This window comes from Alishewanella sp. WH16-1 (assembly GCF_001441695.1).
GTDB classification, from domain to species: domain Bacteria; phylum Pseudomonadota; class Gammaproteobacteria; order Enterobacterales; family Alteromonadaceae; genus Alishewanella; species Alishewanella agri.
Genome location: NZ_LCWL01000069.1, coordinates 1 through 4,324 on the forward strand (window position 1 = coordinate 1; position 4,324 = coordinate 4,324).

The 4,324-nt window shown below is 43.7% G+C and carries 7 protein-coding genes and 1 pseudogene; 4 read left to right on the forward strand and 4 right to left on the reverse strand.

Annotation, left to right across the window (positions count from 1 at the left end):
* Positions 1–424: 424 nt before the first annotated feature.
* Entirely contained in the window at positions 425–952 is a 528-nt protein-coding gene (locus AAY72_RS06160) for a hypothetical protein (protein ID WP_057786087.1), read from the reverse strand.
* Between the two features lie 255 nt (positions 953–1,207).
* Here AAY72_RS06160 and AAY72_RS16680 point away from each other — a divergent pair, with 255 nt between their 5' ends.
* The 3 genes from AAY72_RS16680 to AAY72_RS17040 all read left to right on the forward strand — a co-directional run bounded on the left by AAY72_RS16680 (position 1,208) and on the right by AAY72_RS17040 (position 2,187).
* The gene (locus AAY72_RS16680; RefSeq protein WP_156411290.1) at positions 1,208–1,387 is read left to right on the forward strand and encodes a transposase; all 180 of its coding nucleotides are present in this window, start codon (positions 1,208–1,210) and stop codon (positions 1,385–1,387) included.
* A 155-nt stretch (positions 1,388–1,542) separates the two neighbouring features.
* Positions 1,543–1,719, forward strand: coding sequence for an IS3 family transposase (locus tag AAY72_RS16685; protein WP_156411291.1), 177 nt, complete (start codon positions 1,543–1,545; stop codon positions 1,717–1,719).
* Between the two features lie 30 nt (positions 1,720–1,749).
* The gene (locus AAY72_RS17040) at positions 1,750–2,187 is read left to right on the forward strand and encodes a DDE-type integrase/transposase/recombinase (protein WP_369815333.1); all 438 of its coding nucleotides are present in this window, start codon (positions 1,750–1,752) and stop codon (positions 2,185–2,187) included.
* Here the strand turns inward: AAY72_RS17040 and AAY72_RS16505 are convergent.
* The 3 genes from AAY72_RS16505 to AAY72_RS06180 all read right to left on the reverse strand — a co-directional run bounded on the left by AAY72_RS16505 (position 2,125) and on the right by AAY72_RS06180 (position 3,544).
* Positions 2,125–2,802, reverse strand: coding sequence for an IS3 family transposase (locus tag AAY72_RS16505; RefSeq protein WP_156411293.1), 678 nt, complete (start codon positions 2,800–2,802; stop codon positions 2,125–2,127). The two genes, AAY72_RS17040 and AAY72_RS16505, sit on opposite strands and share 63 nt — an antisense overlap.
* Positions 2,757–3,065 carry a transposase gene (locus AAY72_RS06175; protein ID WP_057786089.1) on the reverse strand — a complete coding sequence of 103 codons (309 nt, stop codon included), beginning with the start codon at positions 3,063–3,065 and terminating at the stop codon, positions 2,757–2,759. The genes AAY72_RS16505 and AAY72_RS06175 overlap by 46 nt, the downstream gene beginning before the upstream one ends.
* 257 nt (positions 3,066–3,322) lie before the next feature.
* On the reverse strand, positions 3,323–3,544 hold the full coding sequence (locus AAY72_RS06180; RefSeq protein WP_057786091.1) for a helix-turn-helix domain-containing protein: 222 nt from the start codon (positions 3,542–3,544) through the stop codon (positions 3,323–3,325).
* A 247-nt stretch (positions 3,545–3,791) separates the two neighbouring features.
* Between AAY72_RS06180 and AAY72_RS06185 the strand changes: the two are divergent.
* Positions 3,792–4,324: pseudogene (locus AAY72_RS06185) on the forward strand (flagellin); the annotation flags it as partial.

Consider the following 4,324-nt stretch of genomic DNA (forward strand, 5'->3'; position numbering starts at 1 on the left):
ATTTCTGCTATTGGCACAAAGCAGAAGTATCAATTACATTACTAAATTCTTTGAATAGCTCATACTACTATCATCTTAGTGGTAGATTGAGTTTAAGGCATGAGCGGCAGACTTAACGTAATTGACGATCCCGGCGTAAGAGAACTGTGTGAAGGGCTACAGATACAGCTGTTTTCTGATAGCCAGATATTTAGCAGGTTTATTCGAGCAACCAATCAGGTCAGTATTGTCAGGCAGAGAGATGCCGTCCGTAGAATGGACAATGCTATTTGGTGGCTGTTACTTGAACCATCGGTTTCGTGGCTATCAGACTCCACCTGCAATCCGAAAAACATTACAGCTTAATCGATATTTCTCTAACCCGCGATAATAAATTAACACCACCTCGCTTGGAAGATGCTTAAATATACCCATTCGGGAAATCTCAACAATCCTTAAATGAATTTCTACGCCTATCCTCTTCCTTTTGGCTTTGTTCAAAAAGCCAAGGCTTATGAACAATATAGAACGGTATTGATAAACCTTCCAAATTACTAACCAAAACTCGATAAGATGTATCAGCAATGTAACCTTCAGGCATCTCAAATTTTGTTATTTTTTCTGCATCTCGAAAAGATAAATAATAAAACCTTTCGTTACTGTATGAACGAGTACTTATTACTAAAACATGATTATTAAAATTGAAAACCTCACTACCCAGGGAAAGTTCTTTAGTGCTTAGATCCAAAACTAATTTTTTCGGCTTAACCACCCATCTAAACAAGTAGAAAATACCCAAAACAAAAATACCTGATATAATTATCGTAGCATATGGCAAAGCCGCTTCAAATCTGGGAGATAAACCTGAGCTGTCGTTGTTTAGGTTTATAAAATACAACAAAATAAAACCACAAAGAATCTCAGGACAACATTTAAGCCAGATTATAAATTTTTTTCTAAAAACCACTTTCATAATTTATCTCACGGCATGATAAGCGCTGAAAAATCAACGCTTTACATTAAACATAGATGATCTAATTAGCAAAAAGCTCAGATTTTATAGCTATGTCATAACCATTCAGACCTTCTCGAACAATTCTTTTTCCTTTAGCATTTACATAATCAACACTATAAGTAAACTTATAATTAGTTATGTTGCCACGCAATCTGGGCTTCCCCTAAAACACTAGACACTCCTTAGGTTAGAATATAACTATAGGAGGGCAGCATGTCCAAGCAACGTTTTACACCAGAATTCAAAGCTGAAGCAATCAAACAAATCAACGAGCGTGGTTATTCCGTTAAAGATGTCTCAGAGCGTTTAGGCGTGTCAGATAACAGCCTGTATAACTGGCTGAAACAGCACAAGCAAGCCACTAATCCAGATCCAGTAGTGGCACAGCAATAAGATTTAGCTGCTGAAAATGCCAAGCTCAAGGCTGCTTTAAAACGGGCTGCAGAAGAACGCGATATCCTAAAAAAGGCCGCCGCATACTTTGCCAAGCAGTTCAGTTAAGGTATGCCTTTATCCGCGACAACCAGAACTGCCATCCGGTGCGGTTGATGTGCGCGACACTGCGCGTGCATCACTGTGGTTACTATCAGTGGCTGAAGCAGCCCGAATCAAACCGGGCGCGTGAAAACCAGCGTTTGACAGCACTGATTAAAGAATCATGGCTTGAAAGCGGTGGTATTTATGGTAGCCCACGTATTCACGTTGATTTACGTGAAGCAGGCTAAACCTGCTCAGAAAGCCGTGTTGCCTGTTTGATGAATCTGGCTGGCCTTAAAGCCATTCGTGGTTATAAAGCTCCACGCTATCGGGCAGGGAAACCTGCTGTCCCGGCAAAGAATCAATCACAGCGTGAATTTACGTATGACGAGCCGAATAAAGCCTGGGTGACTGACATCACGTATATCAGAACCTACGAGGGCTTTTTGTATCTAGCCGTTGTGCTAGGCCTGTACTCACGCCGGGGCATTGGCTGGTCGATGAAAGCTACACTAGCCAAAGAAATTGTGTTGGATGCGCTGTTAATGGCGGTGCGGCGCAGAAAACCGAAACAGTCGGTCATAATCCATTCTGACCAAGGCTCGCAGTTTAGCAGCGATGAATGGAAACGCTTCCTGGATACGCACAGACTCTCAGCCAGCATGTATCAACACATCCTGATAGGCCGTCGAGCGATATTGTACACCGCGGTCTGAGTGCACTATCAGGCCAGGCTTTGGTTGCCTTCGGGTCAGTGCCATTTTCAGCGCCTGTGTAATCAGCCGCTCGGTCATGCTGGTGTCCAACGACCATCCCACGATAGCTCTGGAGTATAAATCCATCACCGTAGCAAGGTATAACCATTTATCTTTCAGCCAGATATAGGTGATATCTGTTGTCCAGCGCTCATTCGGCTTCTCTGCGTCAAACCGCCGTTTCAGTATATTGTCGGCCACATTGGTCATCGCTTCGGTGCGGGGACTGTAGCGAAACGCTTTGCCATTTCTTGCCCGGATACCTCTGGCTTTGAGGATATTGGCCACCGTGTTCAGGCAACAGCTTACCCCCAACGCATTGAGCTCTTTAGCCAGCCTGGGAGCACCATAGCGCGCTTTGTAACGGGCGTAGCTATCAAGTACTTGCTGCTCAAGCCGCTCCCGTTTGACGTTGCTCTGGCTTGGTTTACGGCCGCGCCAGCGGTAAAAGCCAGAGGAGGAGACTTCCAACACCCGGCACATCAACCTGACCGTATACTGCCCTACGTATTCGCTTATCAGGGCGTACTTTACTCCCGCTGCTTGGCAAAGTAGGCAGCTGCCTTCTTTAAGAATTCATTTTCCTTTTTCAGCGTATCCAGCTCACGCTTCAACTGCCGGATTTTTTCGCTTTCGTCCTTGGAATAATCCACGCCATTGAGGCTGTTAAACTGTTTATCTGACAAGCGGTTAAACTGGGCTCGCCAGTTGTAAATCTGATTCGGATGAATGCCCAACTCCTGAGCAACGGATGTCGCTGTTTTATCAGGTAAATCAGCCAATCTTACGGCTTCACGGCGAAACTCTTCTGAGTACGCCTGGGTTTTATGTCTGGCCATCGAGCACCTCACTGTCAGGTACGATACCTAACTATAGAAGGTGTCTACTGATCATGGGTAACTCGGTCCTATAACGCTTATTCGACGGAAAGATTCGTATTAAAATAAAGCTCTTTCAGCTTTCGTAAGCCGGTATTTGCATTTGCTGAAAATACTGATTAATCCGTCTACCAAGAGGTGGTGATGCCATGATGAGTACAGGATACTTTTACAGTGACAAAACGTCTGCTTTTGGTACATAGAAGAAATTCTGATTTTTACTCACCTACAGCTATAGGAAGTAGATCACGCGGATCAATCTTGATATAGGCCGCGATCTTGAAAAGCATCTCAACAGTGATATTCACTTCACCGCGCTCTATCCGACCAATATAGCTTCGATCAATATTTGCGTTTAGAGCAAGGTTATCCTGGCTCAAGCCAATCTCAACTCTTCTCTTGCGAATGTTCTCACCTAATTGCTTTGCCAGATCAGCCATTGTGCGCTCTCAAAATTGGGAGCAGACACTATGGTAAATAGAGGATTAACCTGCCACGGATCATAATCCTCATTAGCAAGTTTTAATATTTAGATCAATCAGATCATGAGCTTAGCGTCAACTAGCTCAAGTCGCATTAAAGTTTTCAGGTTTCGGAACGATAACTAAGACAAATGAGGATTATAGTCCTCAATTCGTGATTGTAAGGCAGAAAATGCCTATATCTAACCTATTTCATGGATAGCCTATGTCATTGTTTGTTAATACGAACATCTCTTCATTAGCCGCGCAAAGGTCGATTAGTAACCTCTCTACGCCGCTAAGCCAAACTTTCCAGAGATTGGCTTCGGGCTATCGTATTAATTCTGCTGCTGATGATGCTGCTGGCCTGCAAATCTCTAACAGACTAACCAGTCAGATTAACGGTATTAATCAGGGGATCAGAAATGCTAATGACGGTATATCATTATCCCAGGTAGCTGAAGGCGCGTTAGATGAGATGACAACGGCTATTCAACGTATGCGGACTCTGGTTATTCAGTCTCGAAGCGGAATAAACAGTCAGGAGGATCGAACAGCCATTCAAAATGAAGTTAAACAAATCAATAAAGAGATAACTAGAATTGCCGAAACTACTAGCTTCGCAGGGATCCCGCTTCTTGACGGCCGACTAAATAGAGACTTCCTAGTTGGTGCCAATGCCGGTGAGAATATAAATGTTAATCTTGAGCGTGATGAGGGTTGGACCGCTGAAGGGCTGGTAATCATCCCTAAAAATAA